The sequence below is a fragment of the Prochlorococcus marinus str. MIT 0919 genome (assembly GCF_027359375.1).
Lineage (GTDB): Bacteria > Cyanobacteriota > Cyanobacteriia > PCC-6307 > Cyanobiaceae > Prochlorococcus_D.
Map to the genome: position 1 here is coordinate 774995 of NZ_CP114779.1, position 13721 is coordinate 788715.

General features: G+C 35.4%; 19 protein-coding genes and 1 tRNA gene. 10 read left to right on the forward strand and 10 right to left on the reverse strand.

The features are described 5' to 3' along the window. Positions 1 to 29: 29 nt before the first annotated feature. The 3 genes from O5635_RS04305 to serA all read right to left on the reverse strand — a co-directional run bounded on the left by O5635_RS04305 (position 30) and on the right by serA (position 3006). Positions 30 to 329: a ferredoxin gene (locus O5635_RS04305; protein WP_036902223.1), complete on the reverse strand. Its 300-nt coding sequence runs from the start codon at positions 327 to 329 to the stop codon at positions 30 to 32. A gap of 162 nt (positions 330 to 491) precedes the next feature. Then, the gene (prmA, locus tag O5635_RS04310) at positions 492 to 1406 is read right to left on the reverse strand and encodes a 50S ribosomal protein L11 methyltransferase (RefSeq protein ID WP_052042894.1); all 915 of its coding nucleotides are present in this window, start codon (positions 1404 to 1406) and stop codon (positions 492 to 494) included. A 13-nt stretch (positions 1407 to 1419) separates the two neighbouring features. Beyond that, positions 1420 to 3006 carry a phosphoglycerate dehydrogenase gene (gene serA / locus O5635_RS04315; RefSeq protein ID WP_036902221.1) on the reverse strand — a complete coding sequence of 529 codons (1587 nt, stop codon included), beginning with the start codon at positions 3004 to 3006 and terminating at the stop codon, positions 1420 to 1422. A 102-nt stretch (positions 3007 to 3108) separates the two neighbouring features. Here serA and O5635_RS04320 point away from each other — a divergent pair, with 102 nt between their 5' ends. From O5635_RS04320 to O5635_RS04350, 7 genes are all read left to right on the forward strand, one after another. Then, entirely contained in the window at positions 3109 to 3693 is a 585-nt protein-coding gene (locus tag O5635_RS04320) for a hypothetical protein (protein ID WP_036902219.1), read from the forward strand. Next, complete coding sequence (locus O5635_RS04325; RefSeq protein ID WP_036902217.1) at positions 3690 to 4478, forward strand: photosystem II S4 domain protein; 789 nt, start codon at positions 3690 to 3692, stop codon at positions 4476 to 4478. The genes O5635_RS04320 and O5635_RS04325 overlap by 4 nt, the downstream gene beginning before the upstream one ends. Positions 4479 to 4540: 62 nt before the next feature. Then, positions 4541 to 4612 (forward strand) — tRNA-Val (locus O5635_RS04330). 6 nt (positions 4613 to 4618) lie between these two features. Continuing rightward, the gene (gene murD, locus O5635_RS04335; protein ID WP_036903520.1) at positions 4619 to 6031 is read left to right on the forward strand and encodes a UDP-N-acetylmuramoyl-L-alanine--D-glutamate ligase; all 1413 of its coding nucleotides are present in this window, start codon (positions 4619 to 4621) and stop codon (positions 6029 to 6031) included. Positions 6032 to 6197: 166 nt separating this feature from the next. Next, a complete protein-coding gene (locus tag O5635_RS04340; protein ID WP_036903517.1) occupies positions 6198 to 6509 on the forward strand; it encodes a hypothetical protein in 312 nt (103 codons plus the stop codon). A gap of 163 nt (positions 6510 to 6672) precedes the next feature. Beyond that, positions 6673 to 6855, forward strand: a complete 183-nt coding sequence (locus O5635_RS04345; RefSeq protein WP_036902215.1) for a hypothetical protein — start codon at positions 6673 to 6675, stop codon at positions 6853 to 6855. 218 nt (positions 6856 to 7073) lie between these two features. Then, on the forward strand, positions 7074 to 7253 hold the full coding sequence (locus O5635_RS04350; RefSeq protein WP_036902213.1) for a hypothetical protein: 180 nt from the start codon (positions 7074 to 7076) through the stop codon (positions 7251 to 7253). 78 nt (positions 7254 to 7331) lie between these two features. Here O5635_RS04350 and O5635_RS04355 read toward each other — a convergent pair whose 3' ends face one another. Next, the gene (locus tag O5635_RS04355) at positions 7332 to 7484 is read right to left on the reverse strand and encodes a hypothetical protein (RefSeq protein ID WP_193742019.1); all 153 of its coding nucleotides are present in this window, start codon (positions 7482 to 7484) and stop codon (positions 7332 to 7334) included. Between the two features lie 215 nt (positions 7485 to 7699). On the opposite strand from O5635_RS04355, the gene O5635_RS04360 reads away from it, so the two are divergent. After that, a complete protein-coding gene (locus O5635_RS04360) occupies positions 7700 to 8218 on the forward strand; it encodes an adenine phosphoribosyltransferase (RefSeq protein ID WP_036902210.1) in 519 nt (172 codons plus the stop codon). 325 nt (positions 8219 to 8543) lie between these two features. Next, complete coding sequence (locus O5635_RS04365) at positions 8544 to 8834, forward strand: SemiSWEET family sugar transporter (protein WP_036902207.1); 291 nt, start codon at positions 8544 to 8546, stop codon at positions 8832 to 8834. A gap of 37 nt (positions 8835 to 8871) precedes the next feature. Here O5635_RS04365 and O5635_RS04370 read toward each other — a convergent pair whose 3' ends face one another. The 6 genes from O5635_RS04370 to O5635_RS04395 form a co-directional block, all read right to left on the reverse strand. Then, entirely contained in the window at positions 8872 to 9036 is a 165-nt protein-coding gene (locus O5635_RS04370; protein ID WP_193742018.1) for a hypothetical protein, read from the reverse strand. A gap of 1 nt (position 9037) precedes the next feature. Further along, the gene (locus tag O5635_RS04375) at positions 9038 to 9178 is read right to left on the reverse strand and encodes a hypothetical protein (protein ID WP_193742017.1); all 141 of its coding nucleotides are present in this window, start codon (positions 9176 to 9178) and stop codon (positions 9038 to 9040) included. A gap of 182 nt (positions 9179 to 9360) precedes the next feature. Next, positions 9361 to 10005, reverse strand: coding sequence for a class I SAM-dependent methyltransferase (locus O5635_RS04380; RefSeq protein ID WP_036902206.1), 645 nt, complete (start codon positions 10003 to 10005; stop codon positions 9361 to 9363). Continuing rightward, positions 10005 to 10364, reverse strand: coding sequence for a hypothetical protein (locus O5635_RS04385; RefSeq protein WP_036902204.1), 360 nt, complete (start codon positions 10362 to 10364; stop codon positions 10005 to 10007). Before O5635_RS04385 ends, O5635_RS04380 begins: the two co-directional genes overlap by 1 nt. 142 nt (positions 10365 to 10506) lie before the next feature. Next, on the reverse strand, positions 10507 to 10959 hold the full coding sequence (locus tag O5635_RS04390; protein WP_036902202.1) for a DUF2214 family protein: 453 nt from the start codon (positions 10957 to 10959) through the stop codon (positions 10507 to 10509). A 77-nt stretch (positions 10960 to 11036) separates the two neighbouring features. After that, complete coding sequence (locus O5635_RS04395) at positions 11037 to 11831, reverse strand: pectate lyase (protein WP_241462951.1); 795 nt, start codon at positions 11829 to 11831, stop codon at positions 11037 to 11039. A gap of 250 nt (positions 11832 to 12081) precedes the next feature. On the opposite strand from O5635_RS04395, the gene O5635_RS04400 reads away from it, so the two are divergent. Beyond that, a complete protein-coding gene (locus tag O5635_RS04400; RefSeq protein ID WP_052042887.1) occupies positions 12082 to 13707 on the forward strand; it encodes a 4-amino-4-deoxy-L-arabinose transferase in 1626 nt (541 codons plus the stop codon). The last annotated feature ends 14 nt before the right edge of the window (positions 13708 to 13721 follow it).

Below are 13721 nucleotides of genomic sequence, written 5' to 3' on the forward strand. Positions count from 1 at the left end.
AATTATTTTAGATAGAAGTAAAGACTTAACTAATAAAGCTCTTCTTCTGCATGAGTTGTGATAGTTACATCAGAAGTTGGATATGCAACACAAGTCAAGACAAATCCAGCCTCAAGCTGATCATCATCTAAAAAGCTTTGATCAGATTGGTCAACACTGCCTGAAGTGATTTTGCCTGCACAAGTAGAACAAGCTCCTGCTCTGCAAGAATAAGGGAGGTCAATACCCTGCTCTTCTGCTGCATCGAGTATGTACTGATCATCAGGCACCTCAATGGTCGAATTTAAACCCTCGCTAGCGCTAACAAGGGTGACTTTGTAAGAAGCCATGGGATATAAAAGGGGGACTTAGGGGTTTGAGGTAAAAATTTTTACCTCGAGACGAATCCTTTTTACACTGTATTGGGTAAAAAGAGACTTAAAAATGTAAGAAAAAACATGCAAGCCAATCAAAAAGCATTAATCCATAAGCTGAGCTTATGGATTAATGCTTTAAGTATCCGACCTACAGAGATGGATAAGTGCCCAGTTTTTCTGATAATTCGAAGCAATAAATTGCCACCCAAGACTAGCAAAAAAACTAGTTATATCTTCAATTTGATCAATTAAAATTCCGCTCACAATTACATGACCACTAGAGCTAAGCACTTGTTCAAAGTCTGCTGCCAAACTTTTAATCACAGGAGCAAGAATATTGCAAACTAGCAAATCACCCTTAACTCCTTGTAACTCATTTGCTAGAGCATCTATTGAACCAAGAGAAAGCCGGAAATTTTTTAAATTTACTTGATTTATAACAGCATTCCTTCGTGCTGAGCTTATAGCCATAGGGTCTGTATCGACTGCAATAATCTCTTTTGCACCTAATCCAAGGGCAGCCAATCCCAAAATCCCACTACCACAACCTATATCCAGCACTCTTAAATCTTTGACAGAATATCTCTGGAGTGCCTCTAGGCACAGCCTGGTAGTAGGATGGTCTCCAGTGCCAAAAGCAGCTCCTGGATCAAGTTTTACAATAATTCTTTCGGAAAAGACTACGGGCAAGTCCATCCACGCAGGCAAAACTAAAAGTTCTTTTCCTATAGGACACGGCTCCCAATATTTTTGCCAAGATAAACTCCAATCTTCATGGGAGATTTTTTCCCAACAAGGGGCATCCAATTTAAAACCAAAAGACTTCGCAAGTGGTTTAAGAGATTCCACTAAACCATCTCTCTTTTTCTTTGACCATTTATTAGAAGGCAGCCATACAAATAAGACTAATTTATTATTTTGTTCGTTAGAACTTTCAATTGAATAAGCCTGAATAGAGAGATTTTGAAATTTCCAAATCAATGTCTCTTCAAGATCTTGAGGTATGACTAATTTCAACCTCCACAAATAATTCTGTAGAAACTCAAACACGTTTCAAATTAACTTAAAAAGTTACTGGATGAGCTTGATTAATACCTTTAATCTGCAAAATCGAAGCGAGCAAATCTGAGGGTATTGGGTCGTCAATGCTTAGAACCATTACAGCCTCTCCCCTAACTATGCGCCTTCCTACTTGCATAGAAGCAATATTTACATTATGAACACCTAGCAAAGAACCAATATTCCCAATAATGCCAGGCATATCGCGATGCCTAGTAAATAACATGTGCCTACTAGGGGCTACATTTACTGGGAATTCATCAATACTCGTAATCCTTAATTCTCCATCGGCAAAAACTGTACCAGTCAAACTATGACTGCCATCATCAGCAGTAGTAGTTAGCTGAAGTGAACCTCCAGAAAAATCGGGAGTGGTTTCATCTTTCACTTCTAAAACATCAATCCCTCGTCCTTTTGCCTCTAAAGAAGCGTTAACATAATTGATTCTGTCTCCTAAAGCACTGGTTAACAATCCTTTCAAAGTAGCAACTACTAGAGGCTGGGAAGGATGTTGAGCAAATTCACCTTGCAAACGAACCTCTAACTTTTGAATATGTCCCCCTGAAAGCTGACTAGCCAATATCCCTAGAGTTTCTGCAAGCTGTAAATGAGGTTTTAAACTATCCATTATTTCTGCACTAAGGCCAGGAATATTGACAGCATTTCTTGCAGGCAGACCTAACAAAACATCTCTGATTTGCTCGGCAACATCAATAGCAACATTCTTTTGGGCCTCAGATGTTGAAGCACCCAAATGAGGTGTAAGAATCAGCCCTTTTTTCACTTTCAATAGAGGGGAATCTTTATCTAAAGGCTCATTTGCATAGACATCTAAGGCTGCACCAGTAATCACTCCCTTTTCCAATGCTTCTGCCAGAGCATCTTCATCAATAATCCCTCCTCGAGCACAATTCACAATCCTTGAAGTACTTTTCATTGTTTCAAGCAATTCAGCATTGACTAAATTTTCTGTTTCAGGAGTCCTAGGCAGATGCAGAGTGATGTAATCCGATTGCTTGAACAGTTCTTTAATTGAGCTAAGAGTAACTTGCATTTGCTGGGCTCGATCTGAAGACACGAAAGGGTCAAAAGCGATAACACTCATTCCCATTGCATTGGCAACTTTCGCCACATGGGAACCTATCTTCCCTAATCCAACCACACCTAAAACTTTTTTATAAAGTTCATTACCTACGAATTTCTTTCGATCCCAAGAACCAGCGATGGTGCTCGCATGAGCTTGTGGAACATTGCGAGAGAGTGCAAGCAGTAACGCAAGTGCGTGTTCTGCAGCCGCAATAGTGTTTCCTCCTGGTGAATTAACAACCAAGACTCCCTGCTTAGTTGCAGAGGGAACATCAACATTATCCACTCCTACTCCTGCTCTGCCTATAATTTTCAACTTCTGACTAGCTTGAATAACATCAGCATTGACCTGAGTCCCTGAACGAATCATAAGAGCTTCATATTCACCAATGATTTTTTTCAAGTCTTCACATGAAATACCTAGGCGCTGATCAACTTGAGCAACCTGACTAAGGATTTCAATACCTGCCTGATCTATGGGATCAGAAACCAAAACTTTCGTCATTTAAGGCGAGAATATGCCTAAGTAGACTTTAATAAGCAAAATGTTCTTGATCACTTTTCTACCCTTTAGGGTCAGAATTTACACAATTAAGGGGATGGGAAAATGACCATTTCAATACTTGTCCTTAAGGATGAGCAATCTGCGCATGAATTCAATCAACTGGTCTGGGGAAAATCTCTAGAGATACTGAAGCTAGAACTTATAGAGCCTTCACAAAAGAAGCAGGCTGAAATAAAAGACACCTTAAAAGAGGAAGAATCCTTTGCTAATAAAAGCTCAGTCACCCCGTTGCGAAAACTAAATATTAATGATGTCAAGCTTCTGAACCCAAAACTTGCTCGCAAAGAGAGACAAAGCAATATGAACCGTTGGTTAATGCCATTTGGATTATTAGCAGGAATCACTTTCTCTGGAATGACAAACTTGAATACATTTGCAGAAATGGGCTTTGGTCCAATTGGGGAAATCTTTTTTGGAGGCTTGCTAGGAATGGCTTCAGGGTGGATAGGAAGCTTTTTTGCAGCATTAAGTGTAAATACATATGAGGAAGACATAGATAGTCTTAGAAAAAAGCACGACCAAGGATATTGGCTATTACTTTTACAAACACCCTTTGAAACAGAACCGCCATGGCAATTAATCCAAGAAATTAACCCAATAGAAATAGTGAGCCTTGGTCAACTTTGAAATTCTCTAACAAAGAAATATTAAAAAAGTCTAAAAACCCAGAGACCTTAAAAGAACTTTTAAAGCTTGGAGAAGAAGCTTTCAGAACTTGGCAAGGTTTATGGTCCCCTTTTATTGATCCTGAACTAATAGAAGAGGCCACTAAAATATTTACCTCTTTAGCTGAAATTAGCTATTACACCAATGGAGGGTACGAAGGGGCTGAAAGAAAAAAAATCTTTTTCCAAAGGACTCAAGTTCCGCAAGAGAATCTACAAGCTTTGCCTCCTATTGCTGGGATCCACATTTCAGGGAACTTCTTATTTGACAAAGCTGAACCAAGTGATTTTCTGACAGTACTTAAAGCAATAGGAATTTCACACAAAGAAATTGGAGACATATGGGTCATAGGTGATTATGGCGCACAATTAATTTGCGAGAAAGAAACAGCTTTGTTTTTAGATAAGAAAAAAGGCATCCTTAGAGACGTTCCCATAGAACATAAAATGCTCGACTTAAGCAAGTTGAAATTGCCACACAAAAAAGCTCCTAAAAAAATAACAACAGTAGAGGCTTCGAAACGCTTGGATGCTATTGCTTCAGCTGGCTTTGGTCTGTCAAGATCAAAAATAGTGGCACAAATTAAAACTGGGAAAGTAAGCATCAATTGGGTCAAAACTGATCAAGCAAATCGTGTAGTTAATAAAGGCGATCGGATTCAATTAACCGCCAAAGGTAGTTTATTAATTGAGGATATAGAAGAAACGAAAAAAGAACGCTGGCGCATAGTGTTACAACGTGAATAAGAAATCTGAAACCTTAACTGCTAGCTTATTTGTCTTAGGACCATCTGAAGATGGAATCTGATGGGCGATTAGCTCAGAGGTAGAGCACTACCTTGACACGGTAGGAGTCACTGGTTCGATTCCAGTATCGCCCATTAAATGTGGATCAAATTAATTCCTCAAAAGAAATCACTATTGTTGTAGGACTTGGACGGTCTGGTTTGGCTGCAGCAAAACTGCTACATGCTCAAGGGGCAAAAGTTGTAGTTATAGAAGAAGCAAATACTTCCTATTTTGAAAAATTATCGAAAGAGCTCCTTGCCCTAGGCATAGTTGTGAAACTAGGAATATCTCTAGAGCTTGAAAGTTTTATGCCATGGCTAAGTCAACTTAAATCAGTTCTAATTAGTCCAGCAATACCTTGGGATCATTACACTATTAATCAATTAAGAGAAAGGGGGATCAAGATTGAAAGCGAAATTTCTCTAGCCTGGAAATCAATGAAACATATCCCATGGATAGGCATTACTGGGACAAATGGCAAAACCACAGTGACTCAGATGCTCAATCATGTGTTAAAGCAAAATGAAATCGACTCAGAGATGGCAGGGAATATAGGGATTCCGGTAGCTCAACTTGCTTTAAATCACCTGAAAGATGCGAAAAAAGATCCTCAATTTTTAGTAGTGGAATTAAGCAGTTATCAATTAGAAACTACTCATGAGATAGCTCCATTAATAGGTATTTGGACAACTCTTACCCCTGATCACCTAGAGCGCCATGAATCATTAAAAAAATATTCAGACATAAAAAAGAGACTTCTAGATAATGCACATAAAGCTATCTACAACTTAGATGATGAGTTTTTATTAAAAAACAAAGCAACTCTAAGAAGTGGGGTTTGGATTAGTGCTAATGGCTCAGGAACTAAAGAGAACCAAGCAGATTATTGGATTCACAAAAATGGGAAAATATATGAGCACACAAAAGAATTGCTAGATTCTTCTGTCTTAAAAATTAGAGGAGTCCACAATCTTCAAAACCTTTTGTTAGTAATTGCAGCGGCGAGAGAGATAGGACTATCTCCCAATGAAATTCAAAAAGGGATTGCTTCGTTTCAAGGAGTTGAACATCGCTTAGAAAAAATAGGATCTCTGCATGGAATAGAAATTTTCAATGACAGCAAAGCAACCAACTATGAATCAGCCAAAATGGGGCTTGCTGCAATGCAGCCTCCTACAATTGTCATAGCAGGTGGGCAAAGCAAAAAAGGGGACTCTCATGGCTGGATTCAAGAACTGAAGAAGAAGGCATCGGCCATAATGCTTTTTGGTGAAAGCGCTAAGCAAATAGAAGGTTTAATCAAAACTTCTAATTTTCTTGGCAAGGTAAGCTGTTTTAAAGATTTAGAAGAAGCTGCAGAAGCTTCGTTTGAGCTTGCTATCGAGAGAAAAGTAAATAGTATTTTATTTTCTCCAGCATGTGCAAGTTTTGATCAATACAAAAACTATGAAGAGAGGGGGGATCACTTCAAAAAGTTAACTAGACAATGGCTAAGTATATTGATGAATTAATTGACTTCTTCAAAGTCTATTAGGGTGCAAATTCTCTTTCAAAGGTTCTTTTGAATTATTAACTCCAAGGAAGGTATTTGTTACTTTTGGTCGGTCATTTCGACATAGATTGCCTAGCCAAAGAATTTTTATGGTTATATCTTTAAACAAAGCTAAGTTCTATAACATGAATGAAATTCCACAAGTTCCCTCTTCAGTAAGTCACAAGAAACTAAACAAATTTATGGTTAATGCAAGAAAAGAAAATACTTCAAGTATAGATATCGAATTAGGGACTATAGAAGACGAGAGTAAGTCATTAAAAAATCTCCTTGACCAGTGGGAAAATATTAGTAAAGAAGTTCTGATAAGCATGAGCAATCAAAATTCTTTAATAAGTGAAAGAGAAAATCCTAAGTCTATTTTAGCTCTAGGGGCAATGGAAGCTCATATAAGAATGGCATTACAAGCGTTGAAAGCTTCAGAAGAAAGTAAATAAGGAATTTATAAAATTCCTGGGATCACTTTTATGCAAAAAGCTTTTAAGCAATAATTGATTTATAACTTTAAACCGTATTGCATACATACCCCTAATTAAAAGAATTCACTCGTTTTCAAAGCAGCAAATTTGACAAAATCTTGAAAACTAGGTAAAAAGTGTTATGACGAATCCAAAGAAAAAGTTAAGCAAAAGGCTTTCTGACCAGAATAGCTTTGACGAAAAAGACCATAGACTGGCGTGCGGCTGGCATGTTGAAGTAGAAGGAAGTGGACAGAGGAAAAGATATCTCAAGCAAGCAAAAATAGTTCAGAATTTTGATCCTGCCTCAATCGCAAACAACTAGAGCAAGTCGTTAGGCAACTTATCTGCTTATTAAGCTAAAGAAAATAATTAGTGGTTTCTTATAAAAACTTTGCTCTATGAATCTTCCATATTGCTTTCTCCTATTTAAAAACGCTGTCTACTTTAAAGAATGACATCAGAAAAGAAAGAATCGCTCGCCTTATCGTAAGAATTTAGAGATCAAGCAATAGTTTCAACTCTCACTTTGAAACCCTTAAAATGGACCCTTTCGACCCAGCAATTCACTATGGCCCCAACGATGCGGGGGTATCGGCCTTTTCAATAGCTCTGGTGGTAATAGCAATTCTAATTGGTTCCTGGGCTTTTGGCGCGGCCTCTGCTCTTATTAGCAATTACTTGAAAGGAAGGAAGGAAGATGTGAGTAATAAAAAAGATTAGATCAATCAAACTCATTGATATCTCTTATAACTAGAAATATATCGCTTATATGACTTCCCAAACTGGATTCCTTAAAGTTCAATCGACTTCAGATTTAAGATGGACTTCTAGACACTGAGTTACACATTCAACACCTTCATCACCGAGACTACAGGCAGTAATGCACTCAAAATAAGAATCTATTGAGTCCATATCGTCTATTAGAGTTACATGTTCTCGATTGGCAGACATAAAATGATACTTTCTCAGGAAGTTCATTTTTAGCATAGATCTTCTCAGTTCAGCATTTTTAGTTACCAGATATAAAGTACCTAAGTAATAATTACTATAGCCTATTTTAATAATCTATTTACATTCTGGAGCAGTCTCTTCGCTCTCGAGCTGGAAAAAATGTTATCAAGAAAGAATTAAACTATAATTATCATTAGCACTTCAATACAAGCTTAATGGGTAAAATAAATTTTAAAAGTAAGGTCAATACTTATAAAGATTTTCCTGAGAAGGGGATATTATTTAGGGATATCTCACCAATTCTAGAGGATTATTTAGCATTCTCCAGTCTGATAGATAATATGGCTAGATCAAAAACTTTTAAAATGGCTGATGCAATAATAATAGTAGATGCAAGAGGTTTTATATTAGGATCGAGTATATCAATAAAAACGGGCAAACCCATTGTTATGGCAAGGAAGTACGGGAAATTGCCTGGTGAAATAATTTGCAAGTCTTATAAGCTTGAATATGGTGAGAATAAGCTTTGTATCCAAAGGGAATCAATTAAACATTTCCAAAATTTTGTAATTGTAGACGATATACTTGCTACGGGAGGTACAGTTGATTGTATTGCAAAGATATTGGATTCTGAGAGAAAAAAAATATTAGGTTTATCAGTTGCCATAGAATTAAAAGATTTAAATGGGAGAGCAAAGTTTAGCTTCCCAGTCACATCTGAAATGGTTTACTAATAAAGCTTTTAGCAATATTCAAGTACTCAAATAACCAAAAGTAAAATGCTATTTAGTTAGTAATAAAGTAAAAATAGTTTAGAGATAAGGCAACTAATTTTTCTAATTAGGCCGATTTGAAGAAAGCCTGTACTCTAAAAGGCTTCTATGAAATTAATCCAAGTCACTCAAAAAAAAATACATCAAGCCAAATGGCTTGATATTACTAGGAGCTGAAGTAGTAAAGAGTGAAAATCTGCCAAATCAGTGGATCGTATTTCATGGGCTCATCATGTTACTTTATATTGGCAACAAGGCATTTTTATAGGAGACCTAGGTTGTTCTTATGCAGATACCAAGCTCTATTGACATTCTAGGGTTGATCGCAGGATCCCTCACAACAGCTGCATTTGTTCCCCAATTGCTAAAGGTATGGAATTCAAAGTCTGCCAAAGATATTTCTTACCTAATGTTTATACTATTTATAATTGGAATAGTTCTTTGGGAGATATATGGATGGGAAATACATTCTATGCCAGTAATTCTATTTAATCTAATAACTTTCTGTTTAGGTTTAACTATTTTAATTCTAAAGTTTATTTTTGACAAAGACAACGATGTCGGAATCAATAATTGAAAGTGTGATTAACTCACCGGCAAGGTTAGTTCTTAAATTATGCTGAAAACTCTTTTTCATCGAATAGATCTTTTTTGTTTCCAAGTGATGACCACTGAATTTCTTGCGATTGTATTTTAACCAAGTCTGCTATGGACATAGCTGCTCCTCCTAGCAGATTTTCATTTGCCAAATTGAAAAGGTCTGAATTACGTATTTTCATACTAAATATGCTCTAAATAAAAATCTTCCTTGTCCTTGATAACTCCTGTGACTAAGAGATCTAATTCAAGAGTACTTATCGTTCTATTACTTAAAAGTAAATCATCGATGAAATAATCAAAGGTTTCTAAAGTCTGGTTCATTGTTCTACAAAGTTAATCTGAATAAAACAAATAAATCTCCAGAGTGCAAGACATTTTGATATTCTTTTCAGAAGTGTAATATTCGCTTCTGAATGTAAGTGTTTGCATGTAGCACCTAAGGTTCAGCAGATCAAGTCTCGATCTCTATCGAGACAAACAAAACTATTAAATTAAAGCAAAGCTCAATTAATAGCTAAAACTGAAAAGAAGGGATCGCCCTCCAAAGATTTGAAAGGTAAAAAAGACTTTTTAGAAGTTCTTTCAGATATAGTTTCAAAGCTATGCCAACCTTGTCTTTCTAATACCTGACGAACATAATTAATACGCTCAGAATCAGAGGATGTGACCCATACTTGTGGAGATTTAACCCAGAAAGCTCTATTACTAAAAGAGACTATTAATTGTCCACCTTCTTTAATCACCCTCCTCAATTCAAAGGATAATTCTTCAGGGTATTGAAGGTACTGCCAAGCTGCAACCATTAAACAAGTATCTATAGAATTGTCTTCTAAGGGAAGTATTTGATTAACATTAAAATTTTGCGTCCAAAAACTATCTAATCTATTATTTCTTTGAAGTTCTTGTAAGTTAAGTCCATGCCCTACAACTCTTTGATAAATTATTTCCTCTGGCAAATGAGAAGTCCAACTACTCATCAAATCTAATACGACATTGTCAACGTTAATCTTATCTCTATATAATTGTGTGAGTCTCTTTCTAAAGCTATCATCTAAATGATTAACAAAGCGAGGGTAAGTATAAAATAATTCATCATCGTCATTATCCTCTTTATACCTTTGATAATCTTCTAAATATTGTACAGACATTATGCAGATTTCACCTCGGAATCAAAAAGTAATGCTTGAAATAACTTTTCCTTTGGCACTTGTTTGACTATTTGAGAACCTGAATATGTTAAAACAAAGATGGGGCTTCCTTCCTCATCTAGATCTTTAATATCTGCATTGCCAATCTGCCACATTCTCATTATTGCAATATCTGCATTAATATCTACACCTTCCTTACATTTTTCAGCCACATTCCTAAACCAAGTTGCCAATTGATCAGCCTTTTTTTGATCTCCATGAACTAATAAAAGAACTGTTTGAGCAACAGTATTAGAATCGTATTGCTGTAAAGCATTCCTAATCCTTTGGTTGGTTAGACTTAATTGATGAATGTACAAATTTATAGCTTAGCTAACTTAAAATTAAACCTAATAGAGAAATTCGCAAGCTAATCAAAACAAATATCACAAATATGGATTCGAGTAAGTTTTGGAAGTAATTTCTTTAAATGAAAAAGTAATAATAAAGGAAGTTAGGGAATTATAATCCAATACCTCTAGACATTAAAGTGGCAAATAAAGGTATTATACAAAAACCAATAAGTTCAATATTGATAATCAGCCGAAGTCTAGAAACTAAATCATAATTAACTTCAGGTAATTTATTTTTACTTAGAGGGATCGCCCAAAGGACATAAGTGATTGTTGGATAAAGGGATAGCAAGCCAACTCCAATATACAAACTAACCTTTATCCAAAATATTGGGTTATGAGTATAGAATTCAGAGCCTTGCCCAAAATACATAACTCTTAGAATACCTGTAACTAATAATGCTATCCCTGCTAAACCATAAATAACATCTGCGACAACCATTGATATAGCAAGTGACCTATCAGGAGATTCTTTTAATTTAAGACGTTCAAATAACAAAGCTCCCGTACACAAAATAATACTTAAATAATGCAAGTAAGCGACAAAAGAACTAGTAAACATTTTAAGTTTTGCAAGGCAAGCAGTGGATTACAATATAAGTATAAATGATAAGCAACAACTATTCGATTATTCGGATGCTATCTAATTAATTTAAGTGTTTTTCGTTTTTTATCAAGTTTCCTATTTTTATGCCTAGCAATTGCACTACTCCAACAGTGAAGCAGTAACCCTAAAGACATTAAAAATTCAAAGATTTCTTGATCATTTCTTATTTGCTTAATAGTAGATGAGTATGAAATGTCAAAATAGAAAAAGAATAATGCTACGAAAAGAAAATACAAACTATATCTTTTCTTTGGTAGAAAGTCTAATTTTGGCCAAAAGTGCCAGCCAATCCATCCAAATAATATACATGAGATTTCAAATGAAGGGTCAAGTAGAATATGATGGAAGAATGGTAAATTATGAATATTTGATTCCCCTTGACTATTAATATCGCGTAATGCCTGAGAACCAAAACCTGTAATTCTTTCACCCCAACTTATTTCTTCCCCAGCAATAAAAAGACACAAAAGTGCCAATAGAAGCCACATTACAGAGTTCAAGTTGATACCATCCCGTAACTTTTTTCTTGCAGTTAAGAAAGCAAAAATAGAAGCAAGTAAATAAAATAAGAACTGCATATTCTCTAACGGACCATCCTCGCTACGCAACCAATCAAACCAACTCATGCCAACGACATATTTACCGTAAGGCAAAATATAAATGAAACCATAAATAATAATCAAATAAATTACAGGGAAGAGGTCAACCTTAGGTTTTAGATTGCCCCACGGAGTTCTTATCTTTTTTTTCTCAAGAGCTGCAAAGGGGTTTAAATTAGCTAATACTGAGCCCAAGGGATAATGACTTAACTGTACTAACTTTGGCATAGAGTTAGAGTTTTGACTAATGGAATTATTATTGGTTACAAAGATAAAGCAGTGAAGGTCTACAAAGAATATACTTAAGAAGGGATAAGTACCACTATAATGATAAAATTGAACCTATACAATTTAAAATGATCAGACAAGCATACTTACAGGAATTCAAATATCATATAAAGATAACAAGATTTTTGGAATCAAGAATTGCTTTAATGGTCAAGTAGGTATATAAAAATAGTTAAAAAGCAATAGCTCTATGATTCATAAAAGTTTATCTTTTAAAAAGTCTCCATTAATAGGTTTAATAATTTTATGGATTTTTTCCTTTATTCTTTTTTATCACGGTTTAGGCGATGTAGCACTTCGAGATTTTGATGAAGCTACAGTCGCAAGAGTAGCCTATGAAATTAGCCAAAAAGATGGGTTAGATCAATTACTACCTAGTCTTTGGGGTAATAATTATCTTAACAAGCCACCAGGACTTCACTGGTTAATTGCGTGGATGATCAAAATAAATGCCTTTTCAGAAACAAATATTTTACCTTCCGAATTAATAATCAGAATCGTTCCTGCTTTTATATCATCTATTGTGATCCCAATTGGTGGGCTAATTCAGTGGAAATTAAGACCCAATGAAAAGTCATCAGCATTAATTACAAGCTCTATTTTATTAACTCTTCTTCCTATAATTAGGCATGGACGATTGGCTATGCTTGATGGCACACAATTAACAGCAATATCAGTATTTTGGCTTTTACTGATATCAATTGACAATTCTAAAAAAGATCTTTTTAAAATTTTAAGTGCTGGCCTCATCAGTAGTTTTATGCTGCTTTTAAAAGCACCCTTACTCATCCCAACAGCTATAGCAGCACTTATAGCTATGTTTAGAGACAACAAAAGAGTGAAATTTATATGGATTAAATGGTATTTAATAGGATTAATTCCAGGTATAGCTTGGCATATATGGAACGGTATAAATACAGGTGAAGGTGCCTTAATTCTTTGGTTTCATAATGGGGCAAAAAGAGTTTTATTTGAGGAAGGTATTGGAAGTGACCTTGGCTTTCTAGTCCCTTTAATAGAAATAGCAGAAGGGGGTTGGCCATGGATATTGCTATTACCTTTTGGGCTAGTCATGGCGTGGAAGGAGAGAGATACCAAGTGGGGAAAGTGGGTATTAAGCTTGTCTTTTATTATGGGAATTTCCATATTCTCTCTAAGAACGCAGCTGCCATGGTACGTTCATCCGATGTGGCTTCCCTTCGCATTAATTTGCGCTCCGGCACTGACAAGACTGACAGAAAATAAATTCAAAGGGTTTGGATTAGATAAATGGCTTAAATTTGTTCCTAATGCATGGATATTGATTGGATCGATATTATTTTGCTTGGGCCTACTAAGTAGCTTTGGATATATAAAAGGATACGATGATTATAGAATAATTAGTCTATTTGTTGGTTCTGGATGGATTAGTGGTGGATTCTTCATAAAGAAAGAAACATTTAAGTTAAGGATATTGGGTATTAGCTGTTTGATAATAGGTAATTTTATAAGTTTATTCATTTTAATGGGCTCACCAAATTGGATTTGGGAATTAAATGAGAATTGGTCAGTAAAGCCAATAGCAGAAATGGTTATAAAAAATGATCCCACTAATATAATAATTAAAGGAAGTTTTGAGAGGCCAAGTCTAAATTGGTATTCAAATCGAAAAATCAGAAGTTACGTATCATCTGAAGGGAATAATTGGTATCTAGTAAAAACTATGGCTAACACATATGAAATAAAAGACAAAAGTTGCTCAAAAAAGGATTCTAAAGATGAGTGGGCTATATTTTATTGTACTAAGGACGATAGCTTTACAAAAGAATCTAAGTAAAGTTCATTAGTATA